17 protein-coding genes are annotated in these 21,111 nt (G+C 71.2%); 9 read left to right on the top strand and 8 right to left on the bottom strand.

Annotated features, from left to right (window positions below; translation table 11 throughout):
• Positions 1–57 precede the first annotated feature (57 nt).
• The 3 genes from ACFWY5_RS35840 (at position 58) to ACFWY5_RS35830 (ending at position 4,353) form a co-directional block, all read left to right on the top strand.
• Positions 58–873, top strand: coding sequence for a TIGR03619 family F420-dependent LLM class oxidoreductase (locus tag ACFWY5_RS35840; protein ID WP_379637272.1), 816 nt, complete (start codon positions 58–60; stop codon positions 871–873).
• A gap of 9 nt (positions 874–882) precedes the next feature.
• Positions 883–2,295, top strand: a complete 1,413-nt coding sequence (locus tag ACFWY5_RS35835) for a serine/threonine-protein kinase (protein WP_379637270.1) — start codon at positions 883–885, stop codon at positions 2,293–2,295.
• A 105-nt stretch (positions 2,296–2,400) separates the two neighbouring features.
• Positions 2,401–4,353 carry a PASTA domain-containing protein gene (locus ACFWY5_RS35830; protein WP_379637268.1) on the top strand — a complete coding sequence of 651 codons (1,953 nt, stop codon included), beginning with the start codon at positions 2,401–2,403 and terminating at the stop codon, positions 4,351–4,353.
• 10 nt (positions 4,354–4,363) lie between these two features.
• Here ACFWY5_RS35830 and ACFWY5_RS35825 read toward each other — a convergent pair whose 3' ends face one another.
• Positions 4,364–5,269 (bottom strand): class I SAM-dependent methyltransferase, encoded by a 906-nt coding sequence (locus tag ACFWY5_RS35825; RefSeq protein WP_379637266.1) that lies wholly within the window; start codon positions 5,267–5,269, stop codon positions 4,364–4,366.
• 487 nt (positions 5,270–5,756) lie between these two features.
• On the opposite strand from ACFWY5_RS35825, the gene fxsT reads away from it, so the two are divergent.
• The 3 genes from fxsT to ACFWY5_RS35810 all read left to right on the top strand — a co-directional run bounded on the left by fxsT (position 5,757) and on the right by ACFWY5_RS35810 (position 10,433).
• On the top strand, positions 5,757–8,240 hold the full coding sequence (fxsT, locus tag ACFWY5_RS35820; RefSeq protein ID WP_379637264.1) for an FxSxx-COOH system tetratricopeptide repeat protein: 2,484 nt from the start codon (positions 5,757–5,759) through the stop codon (positions 8,238–8,240).
• Positions 8,241–8,387: 147 nt separating this feature from the next.
• Complete coding sequence (locus ACFWY5_RS35815) at positions 8,388–9,230, top strand: RimK family alpha-L-glutamate ligase (protein ID WP_379620577.1); 843 nt, start codon at positions 8,388–8,390, stop codon at positions 9,228–9,230.
• A gap of 42 nt (positions 9,231–9,272) precedes the next feature.
• Positions 9,273–10,433, top strand: coding sequence for a cytochrome P450 (locus ACFWY5_RS35810; protein ID WP_379637262.1), 1,161 nt, complete (start codon positions 9,273–9,275; stop codon positions 10,431–10,433).
• A gap of 3 nt (positions 10,434–10,436) precedes the next feature.
• Here the strand turns inward: ACFWY5_RS35810 and ACFWY5_RS35805 are convergent, their stop codons facing one another.
• Genes ACFWY5_RS35805 through ACFWY5_RS35790 form a run of 4 tightly spaced genes read right to left on the bottom strand, consistent with a single transcriptional unit; the run spans position 10,437 to position 14,617 of the window.
• Positions 10,437–11,246 (bottom strand): carbohydrate ABC transporter permease, encoded by an 810-nt coding sequence (locus tag ACFWY5_RS35805; protein ID WP_379620581.1) that lies wholly within the window; start codon positions 11,244–11,246, stop codon positions 10,437–10,439.
• A complete protein-coding gene (locus tag ACFWY5_RS35800; RefSeq protein WP_379620583.1) occupies positions 11,233–12,144 on the bottom strand; it encodes a carbohydrate ABC transporter permease in 912 nt (303 codons plus the stop codon). The genes ACFWY5_RS35805 and ACFWY5_RS35800 overlap by 14 nt, the downstream gene beginning before the upstream one ends.
• Positions 12,141–13,394: an ABC transporter substrate-binding protein gene (locus tag ACFWY5_RS35795; RefSeq protein WP_379620585.1), complete on the bottom strand. Its 1,254-nt coding sequence runs from the start codon at positions 13,392–13,394 to the stop codon at positions 12,141–12,143. Before ACFWY5_RS35795 ends, ACFWY5_RS35800 begins: the two co-directional genes overlap by 4 nt.
• Positions 13,394–14,617: a Gfo/Idh/MocA family protein gene (locus ACFWY5_RS35790; protein WP_379620587.1), complete on the bottom strand. Its 1,224-nt coding sequence runs from the start codon at positions 14,615–14,617 to the stop codon at positions 13,394–13,396. The genes ACFWY5_RS35795 and ACFWY5_RS35790 overlap by 1 nt, the downstream gene beginning before the upstream one ends.
• A 109-nt stretch (positions 14,618–14,726) precedes the next feature.
• Between ACFWY5_RS35790 and ACFWY5_RS35785 the strand changes: the two genes are divergently transcribed.
• Complete coding sequence (locus ACFWY5_RS35785; protein ID WP_379620589.1) at positions 14,727–15,812, top strand: ROK family transcriptional regulator; 1,086 nt, start codon at positions 14,727–14,729, stop codon at positions 15,810–15,812.
• Here ACFWY5_RS35785 and ACFWY5_RS35780 read toward each other — a convergent pair.
• Complete coding sequence (locus ACFWY5_RS35780; protein WP_379637259.1) at positions 15,809–16,303, bottom strand: cupin domain-containing protein; 495 nt, start codon at positions 16,301–16,303, stop codon at positions 15,809–15,811. The genes ACFWY5_RS35785 and ACFWY5_RS35780 overlap by 4 nt on opposite strands.
• Positions 16,284–18,581 (bottom strand): MMPL family transporter, encoded by a 2,298-nt coding sequence (locus ACFWY5_RS35775; RefSeq protein ID WP_379637257.1) that lies wholly within the window; start codon positions 18,579–18,581, stop codon positions 16,284–16,286. Before ACFWY5_RS35775 ends, ACFWY5_RS35780 begins: the two co-directional genes overlap by 20 nt.
• Positions 18,582–18,673: 92 nt before the next feature.
• Here ACFWY5_RS35775 and ACFWY5_RS35770 point away from each other — a divergent pair, with 92 nt between their 5' ends.
• Both ACFWY5_RS35770 and ACFWY5_RS35765 read left to right on the top strand, forming a co-directional pair.
• Entirely contained in the window at positions 18,674–19,219 is a 546-nt protein-coding gene (locus ACFWY5_RS35770) for a TetR/AcrR family transcriptional regulator (protein WP_379637254.1), read from the top strand.
• A 372-nt stretch (positions 19,220–19,591) separates the two neighbouring features.
• Positions 19,592–19,912: a hypothetical protein gene (locus tag ACFWY5_RS35765; RefSeq protein ID WP_379637252.1), complete on the top strand. Its 321-nt coding sequence runs from the start codon at positions 19,592–19,594 to the stop codon at positions 19,910–19,912.
• A gap of 233 nt (positions 19,913–20,145) precedes the next feature.
• Here ACFWY5_RS35765 and ACFWY5_RS35760 read toward each other — a convergent pair whose 3' ends face one another.
• Positions 20,146–20,886 carry an ABC transporter ATP-binding protein gene (locus tag ACFWY5_RS35760; protein ID WP_379637250.1) on the bottom strand — a complete coding sequence of 247 codons (741 nt, stop codon included), beginning with the start codon at positions 20,884–20,886 and terminating at the stop codon, positions 20,146–20,148.
• Positions 20,887–21,111: the final 225 nt, after the last annotated feature.

Genomic DNA, 21,111 nt, shown 5'->3' with positions numbered 1-21,111 from the left:
CAAGCTACTCTAAGAATCTTAGCCGAGCAATCGCTTGGTTGACATGGGAGGTCGGCAATGCGGCTGGGCGTCACGATGTTCTCCACCGATCTGGCGATGCCGGTGCCGGATCTGGCGCGGGCCGCCGAGGAGCGCGGCTTCTCCTCGCTGCTCCTGCCCGAGCACACGCACATCCCCGTCTCCCGCCGTACGCCGCCGGCCGGCGGGCAGGCCGTGCTGCCGGAGGAGTACAAGCGCACCGTGGACCCGCTCGTCGCCCTCGGCGCCGCCGCCGCGGTGACCACGCGGATCCGGCTCGGCACCGCCATCCTGCTGGCCGCCCAGCGCGAGCCGATCGTCACCGCCAAGGCCGTGGCCACGCTCGACCACCTGTCCGGCGGGCGGGTGATGCTCGGGATCGGGTTCGGGTGGAACGTCGAGGAGATCGAGAACCACGGCGTGCCGTACCGGGAGAGGCGGGAGGTCGCGCGGCGCAACGTGCTGGCGATGCGCGCGCTGTGGAGCCGGGAGGTGGCCTCCTTCGAGGGGGTCGAGGCGTCGTGGTCGTGGCCGAAGCCCGTCTCGGGGCCGCCCGTGTACGTGGGCGGCGCGGCGGGGCCCAAGATGTTCGCGCACGTCGCCGAGTACGCCGAGGGGTGGATGCCGATCGGCGGCAAGGGCATCAAGGCGGCCCTGCCCGCGCTGCGCGAGGCCTGCGAGAAGGCCGAGCGCCCCATGGCCGAGGTCATCCCGATCGGAACCCTGCCCACCCAGGAGAAGCTCGACTACTTCGCCGGGCTGGGCATCGAGGAGGTCGTGGCCACGCTGCCGAGCGGGCCGGCCGGCCGGGTGCTGCCGGTGCTCGACTCCTACGCGGAACGCTTCCTGTCATAATTACGCGCTATGTCGCGATTGGCGGAGCTTCGGGCGGGCGATCCGCGCCGGCTGGGCTCCTACCTGCTGGCGGGCCGGCTCGGCCAGGGCGGGCAGGGCGTCGTCTTCCTCGGCCAGACCCCCGCGGGCGCGCAGGTCGCGATCAAGCTGCTGCACGCCAGCGTGGCCGCCGACCCCGAGGTGCGCCGGCGTTTTCTCGGCGAGGTGGAGGCGGTGCGCCGGGTGGCGCCGTTCTGCACCGCGCAGGTGCTCGACGCCTCCCTTGAGGACGACCGGCCGTACATCGTCAGCGAGTACGTGGACGGCGTCTCCCTGCGCGACCACGTCGTGGCCAAGGGGCCGAGAACCGGCGGCTCGCTCGACCGGCTGGCCATCGGCACCGCCACCGCGCTCAGCGCCATCCACCGCGCCGGAGTCGTGCACCGCGACTTCAAGCCGGGCAACGTCCTGCTCAGCTTGGACGGGCCGAGGGTCATCGACTTCGGCGTCTCCCGCCTCATGGACAGCGCCGCCACCACCAACCAGATCCCCGTCGGCACCCCCGCGTACCTGGCGCCCGAGCGCATCGAGGGCGAGTCCGCCGGCCCGCCCGCCGACATGTACGCCTGGGCCCTCACCCTCGCCTACACCGCCAACGGCCGCCACGCCTACCGCGCCGACACCTACCAGGAGATCCTCGCCCGCATCGTGTACGGCCGGCCCGACCTGGGCACGCTGACCGGCCGGCTGCGCGAGATCGTGGAGGCGTGCCTGGCCCGGTCGCCCGGCGAGCGGCCCCGGGCGGAGGAGGTCCTGAGCGTGCTGCTCGGCCACGAAGGGCTGGACGTCCGGGACGTCCTGACCTCGGGGGCCAGGGCCGCCGTCGACACCACCGACCCGAGGGCCGGCGTGCCCGCGGGCAACGTCTCGGCCTCGGGGGAGAGCGACACCCTCCCGATCGGGCCGGAGGAATCCACCCCGACGACACCCGGACCAGAAGACGCCCCTCGGACCGGCCACCCGGGGCGCGGCCGGCGGCGGGTGGCGAGGTGGCAGATCGCCGTGGCCGTCCTGGGGGTGCTGGCCGGGGTCGCGGGGTTCGGGTTGTGGCTGCGTGGCGCGCAGAGTCCCGGGCTGGCGGGGACCTGGACCGGTTCGGCCGATCACCCCAGCGCGGGCCGCGTGTTCCCGGTGGAGATCAAGCTGGCGGGCGAGGGAGACTCCGCCATGCGGTGGGGCGCCGACCTGCGCTGCTCCGGTCGCCTGGCCGGCACCTCCAGCGCGATGGTCTACACCCTCGATGACGTACGCGGCGCGGAGTGCTACCCCGGCACCCTCCGGATGTTCCCCAGCGGCGGCGACGCCGACCAGGCGGTGATCAGGGTGACGCGCCGCGGTGACACCGATGTCACCTACTCGGGCAAGGTAAGCCGCCCGTCCTGACCGGATGTGTCACGGTCGTGTGCCGATTGGGCGGCCCGCGTTGACTGTCCGCCATTGGTTGCTTTCAGTGGAATGAGTACCGGGTGGCGGCGAGGGGAGGCCCTTGTGCCTGACACGCAGCCGCTCAAATCGGGGGACCCGCGGCAACTGGGCGACTACACACTGTCCGGCCGGCTGGGCGAAGGCGGCCAGGGCGTGGTGTTCCTCGGGATGAGGGGCGAGGAACACTACGCGATCAAACTGCTCCACGGTCCGGTGGGGGACGAGCAGGCGACATTCTTACGCGAAGTGGAGCTGGCCAAGCACGTCGCACGGTTCTGCACCGCCCAGGTGGCGGACGCCGGGTTCGACGAGGGCCGGCCGTACATCGTGAGCGAGTTCGTCGACGGTCCTTCGTTGTATCGGGACGTCACGCTCACCGGGCCCAAGAGCGGCGGCGCGCTGGAGCGGCTCGCGGTCGGGACCGCGACCGCGCTGGCGGCCATCCACCGCGCCGGGATCGTGCACCGCGACTTCAAGCCGCAGAACGTCCTGCTCGGCCCGGACGGGCCCCGGGTGATCGACTTCGGGCTGGCGCGGGTGCTGGACGCCGCGGCCACGCAGAGCGGACGCGGGGTGGGCACACCCGCCTACATGGCGCCGGAGCAGATCACCGCCGCGCTGGTCACCGGCGCGGCCGACGTGTTCTCCTGGGGCGCCACCATGTGCTTCGCGGCCAACGCCAGCGCGCCGTTCGGGCAGGACTCCGTGGCGCCGGTGCTGCACCGCATCCTCACCGCGCCGCCGGAGCTCGGGCGGCTGGACGGGTACCTGCGCGACCTGGTGGCGGCCTGCCTCGACAAGGACGCGCGCAACCGGCCGTCGAGCCGCGACCTGCTGTACGCGCTGCTGGGCGACTCCGACGGGGTGCCGGCGGAGGTGCTGCGCTCACCTCCGCCGCACCTGCTGCGCTCGGGGGCGGCCCCGATGGCCGAGCCCGAGACGACAGGGGCGGCCCCGGACGTCTACCACCTGCCGGCCCCGTCGGCCGCGTCAACTCCATCGAGCCCGTCGAGCCCGTCGGCCGCGTCGGTCGCCGTGCCGCTCGGCGCCGCGGTGAGCGGTCCGGTGGTGGTGAGCCAGGACACGCAGGACGTGCGCGCCGGCCGGCGGGCCAGCGCCGCCAACCGCGCGGGGCTCGCGGTCTCCTGCGCGCTGCTGGTGAGCGCGGCGGTGCTGGTGACGCTGCTGGTTCCGGCCTTCCGCTCCGGCGACGGCCCGGCGCCCCAGGCGGCCGCGCAGCCCAGCGGTTCCGTGCCCGCGCTGCTGCTGCCGCAGCTCGCCGAGCCCTCCCCGTCGCGCGAGCGGCAGGAATCGAAGGTACGAGGGGGCGCCACCGAACCGGCTCCGCCACCGCCGAGGGCGGAGCCGGTAGGGGTGGGGGTGCCGAGCGTGGTGGGGCTGGATCGTTCCGCCGCGGTGAAGGCGCTCAGGCGGGCCGGGCTCAGCGCGGGGACGTTCCACGAGGTGGACTCCGGGCAGCGGATCGGCCGCGTGCTGGCCAGCCGTCCCGCCGCCGGTGCGCTGCTGGCCAAGGGGGCGGAGGTCGATCTCGACGTGTCGGCGGGGCTGGCCGTACCGGAGCTGAAGGGGTTGGGCAGGAAGGCGGCGGAGCTCGCGCTCGGGCGGGCCGGGCTGGAGACCGGTGTGGTGAGCCGGGCCTGCTCGGCGCAGCCGGGCGGGCGGGTGCTGTCGTCGGAGCCCGCGGCGGGCAGCCGGGTGGCGGGCGGGAGCGCGGTGGCGCTGGTCGTCACGCAGCACGGGGCCGAGGTGCCCGCGGTGGTCGGCAAGGGCAGGGAGAGCGCGCTCGCGGGGCTGAAGGCGGCGGGGTTCGCCGTGGAACAGCGGGTACAGATCGTGACCGAGCCCGGCGAGGTGGACACGGTGCTCGCGCAGAACGTGCCGGCGGGCCGGTGTGCCCAGCCCGGCCGGACGATCGTCATCACCGTGGGAGTCGAGGGGCAGACCGGCCCGGATCCGGGCGAACCCGACCCGGATCCCACGCCCAGCCCGTCATAGCGCCCGCTCCTCACGAGGCGGGCGCCTCGACGGCGGGGACCTCGGTGTTCCCGCCGCGTACGCGCGTGGCGTTGACGAACACGGCGACGAAGGAGTAGAGGCGGTCGGCGTAGACCTGCCGCATGGCGCTGAGCTGGAGTCCGGCCTCGTCCGCCCGGGCGCCGACGGCGAGCGGCGGGACGGCCCGGGTACGGAGCCCGACCTTGGCGCCACTGGTGGACATGGCCTGGTAGAGCGGGTGGGCCTCGGTGTAGCCGGGGTCGATGTCGCAGACGATCAGCGTTCCGCCCGGAGCGAGCAGACCGGCCAGCCGCCCGAAGTCCGGCATCTCCGGCATCGAGGACAGGACGAGGTTGAGCAGGATGACATCCTGCGACCGGGGCGCGATGCGGTCGCGGACCCGGTTGATGTCCTCGACGAGGATCTTCGTGCGCTCGTAGAGCGGCTGACCCGCCAGATGACGCTGGAACTGCTCGGCCATGCCCGGACAGAAGTCCACGTAGGTCCAGCGCATCGAGGTGTCGAGGAAGAAGTGCGTCGCGACGTTCTTGCCGGAGCCGCCGCCCAGGTCGAGGACGCGGAGATTGGGCTTGGCGTCGCGCAGGCCGACCAGCAGCCTGATGACCGCCCGGTGGGTCTCCAGCAGGTTGGCGGAGTTGCGCTGGTCGTAGTTGGGGGCGATCGCCTGGTAGAAGTCGCGCGCCTGCGTGGTCTCGAAGAGCTGGACGGCCTCGTCGTCGGTCGCCGCCGCCGGGGCGAGCGCCTCCTCGCGCGGTCCCACCCGCGGCGGCCAGAACTCGATCGACCTGCCCTGCCGGTACGCGCCGACGAGGACGACCAGGACAATGGCGGCGACCCCCGCCACCAGATATCCCGAGCTGCTGCCCAGGGCGTCGAACACGTGCTTCAGATCCATCCCGGAACCTCCTTACCTGCGTCCATGAACGCTCGCGCGCGACTGTCCCGCCAGAGCGGTGGACAAGATCGTGCTGGATCCGCGCCACTCGCGGATGGGACAGGACACGCGGGGACGCGGGCGCGGAGAATAGGTCCGGCTTTTCCCCGCGATAGCGGTCACATAAATGCGCACCGGGTGCTAAAGAGCGGACAATTCGCGTACTCTTGCGGACAAGCTTGGACAATCGCGGACAGTTCAATGAGGCGTTATGGGAGAAGAGTCGGCTGACCTTGCCTCTGCTGTGACAAAGGTCGCGACAAAGGAAGACTTGGCGCGACTTATGCGGATACTGCGTGCGCGGGCGGATATGCCGGCCTATCGCGATCTGGAGAAACGTGCGGTCTCCGCCGGTGGCTCGCTGCCGCGCACAACGCTGGGGGAAGTACTCAACGGGCGTAAGTTCCCAACGAAGGCCTTTCTGATTACCTTTCTCAACGTCTGTGAGGTGCCGGCGGCCGAGCAGGTGACCTGGCTCCAGGTATGGAATCGGCTGGCCGCCGAGTACAACGCCGGCGCCATCACGGACGGCGCCCGCGCGGCCGAAGGGGAGCCGCCGTTGAGGGAGGCCAGAGAGCTGGCCGACCGCCTGGGCGAGGACCTGGCCCGGGAACGGCGCCGGCTGTCCGAGCACGGCGCGCGGCTGGAGGAGATTGTCCCGATCTTGCATCAGGCGGTGTCCGTCCTCGCCGAGTCCGGACAGCACGAGCTGGCCGAGCAGATCTCCGGCGGCGTCGTGGAGCTGTGCCGCGGCGCCGCCTGCGACAAGTCGCCCGCGTGCCTGAGCCTGCGCCACGAGCGGGCGACGATCCTGGCCCAGCGCGGCGCCCCCTCCGCCCCGTCGCTGCTGGGGGAGCTTCTGGCCGACTGCAGGGAGACGCTCGGCGACGCCGATCCGCTGACCGCCACGGTGGAGGCGGCGCTCGCCCGCTACGCCACCGGTGCTCCGCCCGCGACCGGCATGCTGCCCACCGTCTGGAACGTCGAGCCGCGCAACCCCGAGTTCACCGGCAGGGAAGAGGTCATCGCCGAACTGGGCCGCCGCTTCCGCACCGGCGGCCTGGCCAAGGTCCAGGTGCTGCGCGGCTGGGGCGGCGTGGGCAAGACACAGATCGCGATCGAGTACGCGCACCAGTTCGCCGCCGACTACTCCGTCGTGTGGTGGATCGACGCCGAGGACCCGATGCTCATCGGCAAGCAACTGGCGGAGCTGTCGGTCCAGTTACGGCTGGCGATCCCCGACGTCGACTCGGGCAGCGCGGTCGCCCTGCTCAAGGCGCACCTGCGCCAGCACTCCGGCTGGCTGCTGCTGATCGACAACGCCGAGGATCCCGGGCTGGTCCGCCGCTGGCTGCCCGGCGGCCCCGGCCACGTGGTGATCACCTCCCGGGTTGGCGGCTGGGAGCACCTGGCCGTCACCGTCCCGGTGAACGTGATGGAGCGGGCCGAGTCGGTCCAGCTGATCCGCAGTCACGGCCCGGACCTGCGGGGGTCCGAGGCGGCGGCGCTGGCCGCCGAGCTCGGCGACCTCCCGCTCGCGCTGGTGCAGGCGGGCACCTTTCTGGCCGAGACCGCGACCGCCCCGGGCGACTACCTGGGGCTGCTGCGCTCACGGCCGAAGGAGGTGCTGAGCGAGGGCGCGGCGGGCGAGTACCCGCACTCACTGGCCGCGGCCGTGGGCCTGACCATCGAACGGCTGGCCAGGCACGAACCGGTCGGCCTGGCCCTGGCCCGGATCTGCTCGTTCCTCGCGCCGGACACGATTCCCGTGGAGTGGCTGGTCGGCGCGCACCCGGTCGCGGCCGGGAAAGGCCCGCTGGACGGCCTGACGGCGGCCGAGGACGACGCGCTCGCCCTGCGCCGGGGCGTCGGCTCCCTGAGCCGCTTCGGCCTGGCGGTCGGCGCGCGCGGCGGGCTCCGGCTGCACCGGCTCACCCAGAGCATCATCCGCGATCACCTGCCGCCGGCCGAGCAGGAGATCGTCCTGGAGCACGCCAGGGCGCTGCTGGCCCACTACCGGCCCGGCGACCCGGAGGACCCCGCCGGATGGGCCGCCTGGTCACGCATGGTCCCGCACCTGTTCGCCGTCGCCCCGGACGCCTCCGGCGACCACGACCTGCGGGGGATGGCCTGCGACGCCGGCTGGTACCTGATCGAGCGGGGCGAGGCCCAGGCCAGCGCCAGGTTCTCCGCCCAGCTCTACGCGCAATGGCAGAAGACCCTCGGCCCCCGGCACGCGCAGACCCTCGCCGCCGCCCGTGACCTGGCCAGGGCGCTGCGCGAACAGGGCGACTACGCGGACGCGGCCCGGCTCTACGAGCAGGCGGCCGACGAGGCGGAGGCGGGACTGGGCGCCGACGACCCCCTGACCCTGCGGCTCAAGCACGGATCCGCGATCAATCTGCACCTGCTCGGCCGCGACCGGGAGGCCTACGCGTTACAGAAGGACGCCTTCGAGCGCTACGAGCGCGTGCTCGGCCCGAGGCACCCGCACACCCTGCACTCCGCCAACCACCTGGCGGTGGCGCTCCACGCGCTCGGCCGCTTCGAGGAAGCCCGCGACCTGCACGAAGAGACCTACGCCCGGTACCGGGAGGTACTGGGCGACGATCATCCCGACACCCTACGCTCGGCCAACAACCTCGCGGTCGACCTGCGGACTCTGGGCGACCACGAGCGGGCCCACACCCTGCAGGTCGAGGCGCTGAGCCGCCGGCGGCGGACACTCGGCGAAGATCACCCGCACACGCTGCAGTCGGCCACGAGCCTGGCCGAGACCCTGCACACGATGGGCCGTTCAGAGGAGGCCTTCCGCCTGCAGAAAGAAACCCGCGACCGCAGCATCAAGGTTTTGGGCGCGCATCATCCGGACTCCCTGCACGCGAGCCGAAACCTTACTAACATCCAGGAGTCCCTCCGCCATTCCTCATAGACATCTGCCCTAGAGAATCGTTGCCCGCGCCCAATTGTCATGGTTCTATAAGGGCGGCCGATTTCCAAAGGACGGGTGCACATGACTCATGCGCGCATTGCCTTGGTGACCGCCAGACCGCGACCGGAAGTCAATCCCGATTTGGATATGCCGCTGCTGCACGCGGCCTTCGACGAGGTCGAAGCCGAAGCGGAAATCACCTATTGGGACGATCCAGAAATCGATTGGTCCTGTTTCGATCTCGCCGTCGTCCGCTCTCCGTGGGACTACTCCTGGCGTTCGGCCGAGTTCCTGGCGTGGGTCGACCGCTGCGCGGAGCGCACCCGCGTGGCGAACCCGCCGGAGATCATCCACTGGAACGCCCGCAAGGAGTACCTGCTCGAACTGCGTGAGCGGAAGGTCCCCGTGGTGCCGACCACGTACCTGGTTCCCGGCTCGGCCGTCGAGCTGCCCGCCGGGCACGACTTCGTCGTCAAACCGGCCGTGGGGGCGGGGGCGCGCTTCGCCGCCCGCTACACCCCCGCCGATCGGGACCAGGCCGCCGCCCACGTCGAACGCATCCATGCCGACGGGGTCACCGCTATGGTCCAGCCGTACCTCTCGCGTATCGACGTGAGCGGGGAGCGGGCGCTGGTCTTCGTCCGCAACCGCTTCCTGCACGCCATCCGCAAGCGGGCGGTCCTCGCGCCCGGCCTGCGCTACGACGCGCCCAGGGACGCGCACCCCGGCACCGAGCCCTGGCGGCCGACCGCCGCGGAACGGGACCTCGCCGATCGGGTGCTGGCCACCGTGCCCGATGCGGACAAGCTCCTGTACGCCCGGGTCGACATGGCCGACGACGCGGCGGGAAACCCCATCCTGACCGAGCTCGAACTGGTCGAGCCCGGCCTGTACCTGCGCTTCCACAAGGACTCGATTCCCGCGTTCGTCGAAGCGATCGTGAACGTCGCCGAGGCGCTCCGGCCGGCGGGGAGCGGCCGTACGAGCTGAGCGGCACCGCCAGAGGAACCTTCCAGCCAGGGGGACCGCGCCGTGTCAGAGGAGTTCGGGCCGATGCCCTTCACGGCGCCCACTCCCTTCGCCGAGCCTCCCGAGTTCGAGCGTCTTCGCGCTCGGGAGGGTCCGGTCCGCGTGCGCACCGCCGCGGGGGCCGCCGGCTGGCTGGTGACCCGCTACTCCGACGTGCGCGCGCTCTGCGCCGACGGGCGCATCGGCCGGTCCCACCCCGATCCCGCGTCCGCCCCGCGGCTGTGGCCGGCGCGGCTGTTCGATCCGCCGGGCGACGTTCACGGCGAGATGGCCGCTCATCGGCGCCAGCGCGCGCTGCTGTTACCGGCGTACGGCAGGCGCCGGGTGGCCGCGGAGCGGGCGCGGGCCCAGGCCGTGCTCGACGAGATCCTGTCGAAACTCGTGGCCCGAGGCTCGGCCGCCGACCTGTATGCCGAACTGGCCGTGCCGTACGCCATGCGGGCGGTCTACGGCTTCGTGGGCGTACCGGAACCGGAGTGGGAGCTTTACCGGTGGCGCTCCCGCTGGTTACGCGCGCCGGGACGGATGGCGGACGAGCCGGCCGGGATGCGCGCGGCGATGAGCAGGATGGTCGAGCGGGAGCGTGGCAGGGCGGGCAAGGACGTGATCACCCGGCTGGCCGCGCTCGGCCCCGAGGCGGCCACCGATGTCCTGTGCGGCCACGTGGGGCTGGTGGAGTACGAGACGGTCGCGGCGCGGATCGGATACGGGCTGCTGTACCTGCTGGCCGATCAGGCTCAGCGGCGGCGGCTGGTGGCCGAGCCCGGCCTGGCTCCCTCCGCGGTCGAGGAGATCATGCGGGTGGCGGTGCCGGGAGGCAGCTGGATCCCCCGGTACGCGCTGGCCGGCATCGACCTGGGTGCGGCCAGGATGCGAGCGGGGGACCTGGTGGTCCTGTCGATGCAGGCCGCCAACCGGGACGCGCGCTGGTTCCGCGAGCCCGGCGCGTTCCTGATCGACCGCGTGCCCAACCCGCACCTCGGCTTCGGGCACGGCAAGTTCTACTGCCTGGGCGCGCAGCTGACCCGGCTGCTGCTGCACCTGGTGCTCACGACGGTCTTCCTTCGCCTGCCGGCGTTGCGGCTGGCCGTACCGGCGGAGGAGGTCGAGTGTGATCGTTCGTCGGTGACCGGAGGGGTGCGGGCGTTGCCGGTCTGCTGGTGAGGGCTACTTCAGGGCGCCCGCCGTGAGGCCGGCGACGATGCGGCGCTGGAAGAACAGGACCAGCAGGACCAGCGGGATCGTCACCAGGACGCCCGCGGCCATCTGCGTGCCGAACGGGGTGTCGAACTTGGCCGCCCCGGTGAACTGGGCGATGCGGACCGTCGCGGTCTGCGTCGCCTGGTCGTTGACCATGGTCACGGCGATGATGAACTCGTTCCACGTGCAGATGAAGGCGATGATAGCGGTGGTGAAGACGCCGGGGGCGGCCAGGGGGAGCAGGACGCGGCGGAAGGCGGCGAAGGCCGTGCAGCCGTCGATCATGGCGGCCTGCTCCAGTTCCAGGGGGAGCTGGCGGAAGAAGACGGTCAGGTTCCACACGGTCAGCGGCAGGGCGAACGACATCGAAGGCACGATCATCGCCTGGTAGGTGTTGATCCAGCCGATCGTGGTGAACAGCTTCAGCAGCGGCACGATCAGCAGCGCCCCGGGGAACATGGACACGGCGATGATCAGGGCGAGGATGAGGTTCTTGCCGCGGAAGGTCAGCCGGGCCAGCGCGTACGCCGTCATGGTGCCCACGAGCAGCGTCACGGCGGTCGTGACGGAGGCGACCAGCAGACTGTTGCCCAGCGCGCGGCCGAAGCCCATGCCCTCGGCGAAGACGGCGGCGTAGTTCTCCAGCGACCACGGCACCGGCACCGGCGACTTGTCGTAGATGTCGGAGGTACGGCGGAAGCTGGAGACCACCATCCAGTAGAAGGGCACCAGGCAGTACAGGGCGATGCCCACCAGGCCCGCTCTACGCAGCAGCATCGCGCGACTCCTTCTTGCGGGCCCGGACGTCGCTCAGCAGGTCGGCGCCCAGCAGCTTCACGAACACGAACGCGATCACCGCGATGTAGACGAACAGGGCGGTGCCGTAGGCGGAGGCGGGGCCGTAGTGGACGCGGGTGGCCTCGTCCCAGATCAGCCCGGACAACGTCTCGACCGACGCCTTGCGCGGTCCGATGAGCACGTACGGCAGGTCGAAGACGCGCAGGGCGTCCATGAGCCGGAACAGCACCGCCACCAGCAGCGCCGGTTTCACCAGCGGGAGCGTGATCCGCCAGAACCGCTGCGCGGCCGAGGCGCCGTCGACGCGGGCGGCCTCGTACACCTCGGCCGGGATGATCTGCAGCCCTGCCAGCACGAGCAGGCCGACGAACGGCGACGTCTTCCACACGTCGGCGATGATCACGGCCAGCTTGGCCCACACGCCGTCGGCGGTCCAGAGGATCTGGGTGCCGAGGATCGCGTTGGCGACGCCGTCCGCCTGGAAGATCCACTTCCACATGAGGCCGGAGACCGCGGTCGGCACCGCCCACGGCACCAGGATGCTGGCCCGCAGGAACGCGCGCCCGCGAAAGGCGCGGTGCATGACCAGCGCCATCGCGACGCCGAGCACGACCTCCAACGCCACCGTCACCACCGTGAACAGCGTGGTGTTGAGCGTGGCGTTGAGGAAGCGCTCGCCGAGGACGCCGGCGTAGTTGGCCGCGCCGGCGAACCGCTCGCCCTCGACCACGAAGCCGTCGGCGTCGAGCGTCTGACCGCTGGTGTAGAAGGATTCGCGCATCGCCGCGACCAGGGGATAGAACACCACCAGCGCCAGTACGACCAGCGTCGGCGAGACCATCCCCCAGCCGAGGAGATTCTGCCTGGTGCGGATCACTTGAGCAGGGGGCTCAGCGCGGACTGCATCTCGGCGAGCGCCTGGTCGACGGGCTTGGTCCCGGAGACGATCGCGTACGCCGACTCCTGGATGGCCGCGGTGACGTCGCCGTACTTGACCGCCGAAGGCCGCGGCTTGGCCGCCAGGATGCCCTCCTTGAGCGCGGGCAGGTACGGGTACTTCTTGATCAGCTCGGGGTCCTCGTAGAGCGAGGCCCTGGCCATGGGCGTGGAGTTGATGAGCGCGAACGCCTTCTCCTGCTCGGCCGAGGTGACGAAGGCGATGAAGTCCTTGGCCGTCTCCTTGTGCTTGGAGAAGGCCGACAGGGCCAGGTTGTTGCCGCCGAGCGTGCCGGCGCCCGGCCCGTTCAGCCCGGGGATCGGCGCCACGTCGAACTTGCCGGCGACCTTGCTGGAGCCGTCGGTCTTGTTGGCGGCCTCGTACATGTAGGCCCAGTTGCGGTAGAAGAGCAGCTTGCCCTCCTGGAAGGCGACGCGCCCCTCTTCCTCCTTGTACGTGACCGCCTCCTTGGGGATCATCCCGGAGGTGAATCCGTCGGCCAGGAACCGCGCGGCCTGCTTGGCCGACTCGCTGCTGACCTCGGGAAACTGGCCGCCGGCCGAGTTGACCGCCTCGGCGAAGTTGACGGTCAGGCCCTCGTACTTGTCGAACTGCCCGCCGTAGCAGGACATGCCCTTCTGCTTCGGCAGCACCTCGGCACAGATCTTCTTCATCTCGTCCCAGGTCTTGGGCGGCTCCTTGACCAGGTCCTTGCGGTAGTAGAGCAGCCCGGTGCCGGTGAACAGCGGCATCGCGTAGAGCTTGCCCCGGTACTTGCCGGTCTCGACGGACGGGGGCAGGAAGCCGGTGACGTCGAAGCGCGGCCCGGTCAGCTCGTCGGCCCAGCGGTTGGCGGCGAACTCGCCGGTCCACACGGCGTCGATGAGCAGGACGTCGAAGGCGTCGGACTTGGTCTGGGCGTTCTGGATGAGCTTGCGGCGCTGCTCGTCGGCGCTCTCCGGCAGCAGGACCGAGGTGACCTTCTCGTTCGGGTGGGCGGCGTTCCAGGTGTCGACGATCTTCTGCGTGGCCTCGGCCTCGAACTTGCCGCTGGCGAAGGTGAGCGGGCCGCGCCCGCCGTCGGCCGGTTTCTGGGTGCTGGTGGATCCGGCGTCCTGCCCGCCGCAAGCCGCCAGGCCGAGGCCCAGCAGTCCCGCGACCAGAGCGGCCGTGATCTTCTTACCGTGCATTATCGGGGGGTTCCTTCCAAGGTGACGGTGGTGCCGTCGAGGCGGGACCTCTCGGCCGCCCAGGCGATCAGGTGGCTGTGCAGGCTCTCGCCGGGCGAGGACAGCACGGCCGAGCGGTCTCCGGTCTCGACCGCGCTCAGGAACGCCGCCATCAGGCCCTCGTCGCCGCCGCCGTGACCGCCGCCGGCCGTACCGTCGCCGGTGGCGGAGCTGTCGACGACGGACGTCTCGCCCGTCACGAAGTCGGTCACCTTCAGCAGCACGCCGTCGCCCTCGATGGAGCCGTGCGTGCCGAAGATCCGGGTCTGGCGGTGTTGCTGGGGGGTGAAGGCGGTCATGGTGAACGCCGCGCTCGCGCCGCCCTCGAACTCCATGTTGACGACCTGGTGGTCGACGACGTCGTTGTCGCAGGCGTAGACGCATCTGCCGTACGGGCCGGTGCGCAGCGCCTCGCGTACGCCCGCCGCCGAGACGTCCTCGGTGATCACGGTCAGCGGCCAGCTCTCGCGCCCGGCGAGCGGCAGGTAGAGGCGGGGCGCGGAGTAGGGGCAGGTGCTCTCGACCGCGCAGTCCAGGCAGCGGTCGGCGGCGCCCTCGGGACGGTTCTCCGGGCGGAAGTGCTTGAGGCCGCCGAAGGAGGAGACCCGGGTGACCTGCCTGCCCATGATGTGCACGAGCCAGTCGAGGTCGTGGCAGGACTTGGCGAGCAGCATGAAGGTCGACTCGTCGGTACGCCGCCAGTTGCCGCGCACGTAGGAGTGGGCCTGATGCCACCAGCCGACCGGTTCCAGGTGCTGCACGCTGACGATCTCGCCGATGGCGCCCGTGTCGAGCAGCTGCTTGAGTGTCCGGGTGTAGGGCGTGTAGCGCAGCACGTGGCAGACGGCGAAGACGGTGCCGGCCTTCTCGGCGGCGGCCACGATCGTGCGGCAGTCCTGCTCGGAGACCGCCATCGGCTTCTCCAGCAGGATGTGGTAGCCGAGCTCGGCGAAGCGGACCGCGGGCTCGACGTGGTCGGCGTCCATGGTGGCGATGATCACGGCGTCGGCCTGGCGGGGGAGGGCGGCCAGCTCGCGCCAGTCGGCGTACTGGGCGGCGTCGGGGAAACGTTCCCGGCGGGCGGCCAGCGGGTCGGCGACGGCCACCACGCGTGCCCTGCCCTCGGCGCGGCGGGCGTACCCGGACCCGCGTGAACCCGCGCCGACGACGGCGAGAGTGACCATCAGCCCTCCAGATATGTAACCAATTCACGTATGTCGGCCGATGCTAGGATTCGAGGTCAAACAGGTCAATAGGTGGAGTCGGTCACAGTTATGAAACGGAGTCACATAAGTGGCGGGTGACGCTTCGCTCCTGCGACGGGTGAACACCCAGGTCACGCTGAACGCGCTACGCCGCGAAGGCGTGGCCACGCTCACCCGGCTCGGCCGGATCACCGGGCTGTCCCGGCAGACCGTCGAGGCCGTCCTGGACGAGCTGGCCGAGCGCGGCTGGGTCAGGGAGATCCCGCCGGACGAAGGCGTCATGGGCCGGCCCGCCCGCAGGTTCGGCTTCCGCGCCGACGCCGGATACGTGCTCGGCGTCGACATCGGCGCCAACAAGATCCTCGCCGCGCTCGCCGACCTCAACGGCGAGGTCGTCGGCTGGCACCGCGTGCCCGTCTCCGACGGCGCCCCCGCGCCCGAACGCCTGGAGGCCGCCCGCCAGGCCGCCCTGGCCTGCGTGGACGTCGCGGGCGTGGCCCGTACCCGGGTGTGGGCGGTCTGCGCGGGCACCACGGGCGTCGTGGACCGCTCGGGCCGCGTCTCCCTGTCGACCGTGCTGCCCGGCTGGACGGGCGTCGACCTCGCGGGGCTGGCCGGGGGCTGGTTCGGGTGCAAGGGCCTGGCCGCCAACGACGCCAACCTCGCCGCCCTGGCCGAGCACTGGCGCGGCAGCGCGCAGCACGCCGCCGACGTCGTCTACGTCCTGGTCGGCCATCGGGTCGGCGCGGGCATGCTGATCGGCGGGCGGCTCCATGGCGGCAGGACCGGCGCGGCCGGCGAGATCGGCGCGCTGCGCCAGGTCGGCTGGGAGGACGCCGCCGCGGAACTCGACACGCACGGCGAGGCGGCCGCCGTCTTCAAGGCCGCCGGCGACGGCGATCCCGCCGCCGCCCGCGCGGTGGAGCGCTTCGCGGAGAAGCTCGCGATCGGGGCCGCCGCCCTCGTGCTGGCCGTCGACCCCGACCTGCTGGTGGTCGGCGGCGGTTACTCCCGCGCGGGCGACGTCCTGCTCGTGCCGTTCCGCCGCCATCTGACCGACCTGTGCCTCGGCGTGCCCGAGGTGGTCACCTCCACGTTCGGTGACGAGAGCGTCGCTCTGGGCGGGGTACGGCTGGCCCTCGACCACGTGGAAAGGGAGATCCTCGGGCTCTAGACCATGTACTGGTCGTGCCGGTGATACAGCTCGGTCCACTCCTCGTCGCTCAGCTTGCGGCCGGAGGTGGCGAGCTCGGCCAGCGCCTCGAAGTACGCCTCCCGCGGCGCGCCCGGCGTGAACAGGATCAGCATGGTCACGCGCTCGCCCGACTCGTTGCGGAAGCCGTGGTGACCGCCGGGCGGCACGTACAGGAAGTCGCCGGGCCGGCCGTCCACCCACGTGTCGCCGCTGTAGAGCTTGACCGAGCCGGAGATCACGTAGAACGACTCGGAGATCGTCCGGTGGAAGTGCGGGGTGGCGCCGCCCGGCCGGACGCCCATCTCCCACCGATACAGCCCGAACTGCCCATCGGTGGTGGCGCCGGTTCCGAGATAGTGCACCTCGGTGCCGCCGGCGCCCATGACCAGGTCGGGGGCTTGATCGCCCGGGCGGAGCACGCCGCTGTGCTCTCCCGAGTCGCCTTTGTACCTAACTTCGGGATACGACATGGGGCTCACTCTTCCAGACCCGCGGCTCCTCGTCGTCCTCGTGACCTTCGACCGAGAGGTTGGGCAGCAGTCGGTCCAGCCAGCGCGGGCACCACCAGTTGAGGCGGCCGAGCAGCACCATGGTGGCGGGGACGAGGAAGCCGCGGATGATCGTGGCGTCCACGGCGATGGCCACCGCCAGCCCCACGCCGAACGTCTTCACCAGCGGGTCCGGGTAGGCGATGAAGGCGACGAACACCGCGACCATGATCAGGGCGGCGGAGGTGATGACCCGGCCGGTCGAGCCCAGCCCCTCCGCCACCGCCCTCCGGTTGTCACTGTGTCCATGGTCGCGCCCGCTTCGCTCCTCGTTGGCTCCTTCGTCGCTCTCTCGTCGCGAGCTCCTGCGCTCCGTCTGTTTCAGGTACGCCTGCCGTACCGCGGTGAGAAGGAACACCTCATAGTCCATCGAGAGCCCGAACAGCACCGCGAACAGCATCAACGGCACATAAGGCTCGATGGGCACGGTGAACAAGAGGGTCTGCAGGTAGGAGGCGTCGGCCGGTGGGTCCATGCCGACCAACTGGCTGCCCAGGCCGTAGGAGAAGACGATCGCGAGCGCGCCGAACGCGGCCCCCAGCGACACCAGGTTCATCAGCGCCGCCTTGAGCGCCACCACCGGCGCGCGGAACGCCAGCAGCAGGAGCATCGCGCTGAGCAGCACCACCACGCCGATGACCAGCGGTGTGTTGCCCGAGATACGGTCCGCGGCGTCGGCGAGCGCGGCCACCTCGCCGCCGACGTGCACGTTCACGCCCGGCCTGTCCAGCGCCCTGACCGCCGCGACGACGGCGGGCGCGCGCTCGTCGCTGGGCGCGTAGTCGGGGATCGCCTGGATCAGCACGGTACGGCCGGCGTCGTTGAGCTTGGGCGGGCTCACATGGGCGATGCCGTCGATCTTGCCCACGTCCCTGGCCAGGCCTTCGACGATCGGGTCGGTGGCCTTGGCGACCTTGTTGCCCAGTTCCGCCACGACGACCAGCGGGCCGTTGCTGCCGGGGCCGAAGCCGGTGGCCATCAGTTCGTAGGCGCGGCGGGGGGCCGAGCCCTGCGTGCCGTACCCGTCGTCGAGCGGTCCCAGCTTGAGCGCGAGCGCGGGCGCGGCGAGCGCGCCGAGTGCCAGGACACTGGCCAGCAGGACGCTCCACGGCCGCTTGGCGACCCACGCGCCGAGCCCGGCCCAGCCGCCGCCGGAACTCTCCTTGCGGCGGCCGAGGAACGGCACCTTGAGCGCGTTGACCTTCTCGCCCAGTACGCCGAGCAGCGCCGGGACCAGCGTGATCGAGGTGAGCACGGCGAAGACGACCGAGATGCCGGTGATCCAGCCGAGCGTGCGCAGCAGCGGGAAGCCGCCGAGCACGAGCGCGCTGAGCGCGATGATCACCGTGCCGCCCGCGAACACGACCGCGCCGCCCGAACTGGAGACCGTCCGCCGCACCGACTCCAGCACCGGCACCCCGTCGGCCAGCAGCTTGCGGTGCCGCGAGAGCAGGAACAACGCGTAGTCGATGCCCACGCCGAGCCCGATCATCGTGGCCATGATGCCCGCCTGCTTCGGCACGTCGACCACATGCCCGAGCAGCCCGATCACGCCCAGGCCCGCGGCCACGCTGACCAGCGCGGTGAAGATCGGGATCAGGGCGGCCACGAGCGTGCCGAAGGCCAGCACCAGCACGAGCAACGCGCACGTGACGCCGATGATCTCGCTGGGGCCGGTCTTGATCTCCTTGTCGGCAGGCGTCGAACTGTCCGCCGGAACCACCTCGATGCCCACCGCGCGGGCCGGATCCGCGGCCTTCGACAGCGCCTGCGAGGTCTCGGCGACCTTGGCGCTGTCGTGGCCCTCCATCCGGATCACGATCAGGCCGATCTGCAGGTTGGAGGCGATGCCGCCGCGCCGGTAGGGCGTCTCGACCTGCTCGACGTGGGGGAGGTCGCGGAGCTTGTCCATGGACCTTTCGACGGCCTGCTTCTTCGGCTCGTCCGTGAGCGGTCCCTTGTCGGAATAGAGCACCAGCTGCACCGTGCCGCCCGGCGCGTACCCCGGGCCGAACCCGTCGCGCATCAGGTCGTGCGCGCGCTGCGCGTCGGTGCCGGGAATGGTCACGTCATTGCTGACCGGCCGGCCGGAGACCAGGCTGCCGACCATGAGGCCGGCGGCCGCGATCACCCATAACGCCAGTACCAGCCGCCCGTGCCGTGCACACCAGCTACCGAGCCGCCCGAGAAACCTCGTCATTGTTTACGCCCGTCCTGTACGCTCGTACAGCGTCTACGATGCCGAGATTAGACGGGAAATTTCCGGAAATCCCGTGCTAAACCGGAAATGAGATGATGACCACAATCGACCCCGGGAACGACACCCGCAGCCGCATCCTCGCCGCCGCCCAGCGCCTGTTCGCCGAACGCGGCTACGCGGCCACGTCACTGGCCGACATCGCCGCCGAAGTGGGCCTCACCAAAACCGCGGTCGCCTACCACTTCCACCCGAAGGACCGGCTGGCCGCCGAACTCCTCGCGCCCGCCGCCGACGACGTCTTCGCCCTGCTCGGCACCCGCGACGACTTCGTCCCCGCGCTGGTGGACTGCGTGGTGCGCAACAGGGCGGTGATCCGGCTCCTCATGGAAGACTTCGGCACCGCCGACTCCGCCCCACCCGGCACCCCCGGCGAGGCCATCCGCACCTTCCGCGACGCCATCCACGAACGCCTGGTCGGCCCCAACCCCTCAGAACGGGACCGGATCCGTGGATGGGCTGTGCTGGGGGCGTTGCAGTGGGGCGTCGTCCACACGATGGACCTGCCGGAGAACCTCATCCGCACCGAACTCCTCCACCTCGCCCAATCCCCCACCCCCCCAAACCCTCTGAGCACTTGACCCGCTGGGCCCAAACCTTTCCCGAACCACCGGCACCCCGAACCACCGGCACCCCGAACCACCGGCACCCCGAACCACCGGCACCCCGAACCACCGGCACCCCGAACCACCGGCACTCTGAGTCGCGGACACCCGGGCCGCCGACGCCCAGAGCTCCACCCACCCTCCCTGGGCAGCTGACACCCTGAGCCCGAATGCCCTGGGCCACTGCCCCTCTGGGCCGGAACCCGGCCGCGCCATGGACCGGCGCTTATCCACAGGCTCTCGCCCGAGCGTCGCCGTTATCCCCAGAACCCCGTTCTGCCCCCCAGAGCCCACCCCGGCTGAGCGATGCTAGGCCCTCCAACCCGCAGCACCCCTTGGAGCCGCCACATGCACGCCCGCCTCCACCACCTCAGCGTCATCGCCGGGGCACTCGCCGGAGTCGTAGCCCTCACCGCCACGCTCGCCTCCCCGGCCACCGCCAGGCCCGCACCCACCACCCCACGGACGGCCGCCTCCCAGGTCACGACGCAAGCCAAACCAGCACCCCAGGCCACAGCAAGCCCCACGCCTTCGCCCGTGTCCGCCGCACGAGCACCCCTAGCCTCAACCCCCGAGAACGCAACACCTCAGGGAACCCCCGAGCCTCCCATCGACGGCCACACCCCCCGCGACGCCGACCCTGACGAGTACCGCCACCGCCAGGCCTGAACAACCCTCGCATCCCCGGCAATGCCCGGACCTGGCCCGGCGGCGAACCACCCTCGCATCCAGGCCATGCCCGGGCTGGTCCGGCGGTGGACCAGGCCAGCCCAGGCAAGCGACCCAGACCAGGTCAGCCCAGGTAGGCCGTGCTGGACCAGGCCAGCCCAGGCAAGCGACCCAGACCAGGTCAGCCCAGGTAAGCCGTGCTGGACCAGCCCAGGCAGACCATCCGAACCAGGTCAGCCCAGGTAGGCCGCTCGGACCACCGGGTTCTCCCGGATCTCCGCCGGTGTGCCGCGGGCGATGACCTTGCCCAGGTCGAGGACGACCAGCCGGTCACAGGTGCCCATGACGAAGCCCATGTCGTGCTCCACCAGCAGGACCGTGGTGTCCAGCGCGGCGACGACCTGGCGGAGCCGTACCGTCTGGTCGTGGTCGAGGCCCGAGGTGGGCTCGTCGAGCAGCAGCAGGCGCGGACGGTCGGCGATCGCCCGCGCCAGCTCGACCAGCCGCCGCTGCCCAACGGGGAGGGCCGCGGCGTAGGCATCCCGAAGCTCAGTAAGCCCGCACAACTCCAGAACCTCCGCCACCCGCCGAGCCCGCTCACGCTCCAACCGCCGCCGAGTCGGCCACCCGACCAGATCGGCAGGCAGCCCACCACCACCCCCACGCCAATCAAGCGCAGCCAGCACATTGCCCGCGACAGTGAGCCGCCCGAACACCTGCGTACGCTGAAATGTACGGCGCAACCCCACTCTTGCCCGCCGAAGCGGCGACAGCGCGGTCACATCAGCGCCATCCACCCCCACCCGCCCGCTCAGCGGCCTGCGCAAACCGCACACGACATCGAACAGCGTCGTCTTCCCCGCCCCATTCGGCCCGATGACGCCACAGATCTGCCCCTCCGGCACCTCGAACGTCACCTCCGACAACGCTCGCACCCCGCCAAAGGCAACCGACACGTCCTCGATCGCAAGCATCACAACACCCCCGAGCAGACGCCGGCGAACAGATCGCGGTGCGCTCCGGCCGTGGTGGTGAGCGGCAGGTCAGTGGTTGTGGGCATCAACACCCCCGGGCAATCGACAGTGAGCGATCGTGGTGCCGCTGAGAACCGGGCCCAGCGGTGGAGACTGACAAATCAGCCCTCATGCGCATCGTGGACACCGCCTTGCAGGTACGCCCGGAAAGGCCTGGCAGGTACG

It is taken from the genome of Nonomuraea sp. NPDC059007 (genome assembly GCF_042740555.1).
In the GTDB taxonomy this organism is placed as follows: domain Bacteria; phylum Actinomycetota; class Actinomycetes; order Streptosporangiales; family Streptosporangiaceae; genus Nonomuraea.
Note: the sequence above shows the minus strand (reverse complement) of the source record. Positions and strands in the feature narration are given on the sequence as shown.

Coding starts and splice junctions, on each gene's coding strand:
- ACFWY5_RS35840 (WP_379637272.1), top strand. CDS start 58: ATGCGGCTGGGCGTCACGATGTTCTCCACCGATCTGGCGATGCCGGTG.
- ACFWY5_RS35835 (WP_379637270.1), top strand. CDS start 883: ATGTCGCGATTGGCGGAGCTTCGGGCGGGCGATCCGCGCCGGCTGGGC.
- ACFWY5_RS35825 (WP_379637266.1), bottom strand. CDS start 5,269: ATGGATCTGAAGCACGTGTTCGACGCCCTGGGCAGCAGCTCGGGATAT.
- ACFWY5_RS35815 (WP_379620577.1), top strand. CDS start 8,388: ATGCCGCTGCTGCACGCGGCCTTCGACGAGGTCGAAGCCGAAGCGGAA.
- ACFWY5_RS35805 (WP_379620581.1), bottom strand. CDS start 11,246: ATGCTGCTGCGTAGAGCGGGCCTGGTGGGCATCGCCCTGTACTGCCTG.
- ACFWY5_RS35795 (WP_379620585.1), bottom strand. CDS start 13,394: ATGCACGGTAAGAAGATCACGGCCGCTCTGGTCGCGGGACTGCTGGGC.
- ACFWY5_RS35790 (WP_379620587.1), bottom strand. CDS start 14,617: ATGGTCACTCTCGCCGTCGTCGGCGCGGGTTCACGCGGGTCCGGGTAC.
- ACFWY5_RS35780 (WP_379637259.1), bottom strand. CDS start 16,303: ATGTCGTATCCCGAAGTTAGGTACAAAGGCGACTCGGGAGAGCACAGC.
- ACFWY5_RS35775 (WP_379637257.1), bottom strand. CDS start 18,581: ATGACGAGGTTTCTCGGGCGGCTCGGTAGCTGGTGTGCACGGCACGGG.
- ACFWY5_RS35770 (WP_379637254.1), top strand. CDS start 18,674: ATGATGACCACAATCGACCCCGGGAACGACACCCGCAGCCGCATCCTC.
- ACFWY5_RS35765 (WP_379637252.1), top strand. CDS start 19,592: ATGCACGCCCGCCTCCACCACCTCAGCGTCATCGCCGGGGCACTCGCC.
- ACFWY5_RS35760 (WP_379637250.1), bottom strand. CDS start 20,886: ATGCTTGCGATCGAGGACGTGTCGGTTGCCTTTGGCGGGGTGCGAGCG.